The organism is Bradyrhizobium sp. Ec3.3, assembly GCF_000472925.1.
In the GTDB taxonomy this organism is placed as follows: domain Bacteria; phylum Pseudomonadota; class Alphaproteobacteria; order Rhizobiales; family Xanthobacteraceae; genus Bradyrhizobium.
This window is the reverse complement of sequence record NZ_AXAS01000157.1, coordinates 1-1559: the sequence shown is the minus strand read 5'-3', so window position 1 is coordinate 1559 and position 1559 is coordinate 1. Positions and strand designations below refer to the sequence as shown.

2 protein-coding genes are annotated in these 1559 nt (G+C 60.4%); both read left to right on the top strand.

What is annotated here, in order from left to right:
- Positions 1–487: hypothetical protein (locus YUU_RS58080; protein WP_245288329.1), on the top strand; the 487-nt coding region annotated here is incomplete at its 5' end.
- On the top strand, positions 484–1559 hold a 1076-nt coding region (locus YUU_RS0145870; protein ID WP_027528110.1), incomplete at its 3' end, for a recombinase family protein. The genes YUU_RS58080 and YUU_RS0145870, both read left to right, overlap by 4 nt.

The following is a 1559-nucleotide window of genomic DNA, read 5'->3' as shown; positions in this document are numbered from 1 at the left end:
TCCGAGCCGGGGCCATAGTGCCGGGTTTCTGACATTCGAAGCCGTGATCGCCTATCCGTACCACCCGCTGGTCGGCCGGACGGTCCTGGTGACCGGCGACCATGAGCACGACGGTGTTCATTATTTCCTGATTCGGCAACCGCAGGGCGGCTCCTTCCAGGTGCCGGGCTGGATGTTCGATCCGGCGGCATGTTCGATGGAGATTGTAACGGTTCCGCGCCTTCCCGTCAGCCAACTCGTTCAACTGCGTAGTCTGGTTGATCATCTCGTAGCCTGTCGTCCGGAGGAAGAAAGCCCCGGAGGATTCGACAATGAGAAAGCAGTGTCGTGCGCAAATGGATCTGTTCCTTCCCCTAACCCGGCCCGGCGATATGAGTGGCGCCGAACGCCAGAAGGCGGTGGCGCTTCTGCGAGTATTGCTAACGGAAGCGGCGGCGAAGCCGGCCAACGAGCCTCAGGCCAGCGGCAAAAAGGGAGCAGGCAATGAGTAAGATCACGCCCGCGCACCTGGCCCGTGCCGCTTTCGTGTACATCCGCCAATCCACAGCGTATCAGGTCGTCAACAATCTCGAGAGCCAACGACGCCAGTATGGCTTGGTCGAACGCGCGCGGCAGCTTGGCTGGGAAGACGTCCAGCTTGTCGATGATGATCTCGGCCGATCCGGTGGCGGAACGGTCCGACCGGGCTTCGAGAAGCTGCTGTCCGCGATTTGCGAAGAACGGGTTGGCGCCGTGGTATCGCTCGAGGCATCACGCCTTGCCCGGAACGGCAGAGATTGGCACACTTTGCTGGAGTTCTGCGGCCTAGTCGGCACGCTGATTGTCGATGAGGAAGCCATCTATGATCCACGCTCACCCAATGACCGGCTGTTGCTTGGCATGAAGGGCACCATGAGTGAGATGGAGTTGTCGATCTTCCGGCAGCGGTCCGTCGAGGCCATGCGCCAAAAGGCACGGCGGGGTGAACTTCATTTGACGGTCGCCGTCGGCTACGTGAAGACGGATGACAGCCGTATCGAGAAGGATCCTGATCGGCGCGTCCAGGACGGCATCTTGCTCGTCTTCCGCAAATTCGCCGAGCTCCAATCAATCCGGCAGGTGCTGCTTTGGTTCAGGCAGGAGAACGTTCTCGTTCCAGCGATTGCGCAAGGTCGCGGTAAACGCCCAGTCGAATGGAAGGCACCCGTCTATCACACGCTGCACCACATGCTGACGAATCCGGTATACGCTGGCTCTTACGCCTATGGTCGGCGGGGGACACGGGTGACAATCAAGGACGGGCGCAAGCGGATCATGCGCGACACACTCCGGCGCAATTGGAGGGACTGGCAGGTTTTGATCCACGACCATCACGAGGGCTATCTCGCCTGGGCGGAGTTCGAGAGGAATCAGCACCTGATTGCCGACAACGCCAATGGAAAGAGCTATATGGGTCGCGGTTCGATAAGGCGCGGCGAGGCTTTGCTGCCGGGATTATTCCGTTGCGCGCGCTGTGGCCGACGCCTGCACATCCAGTACACTGGAAAGGGCGGGAATACACAGCGATATGCCTGCCGCGG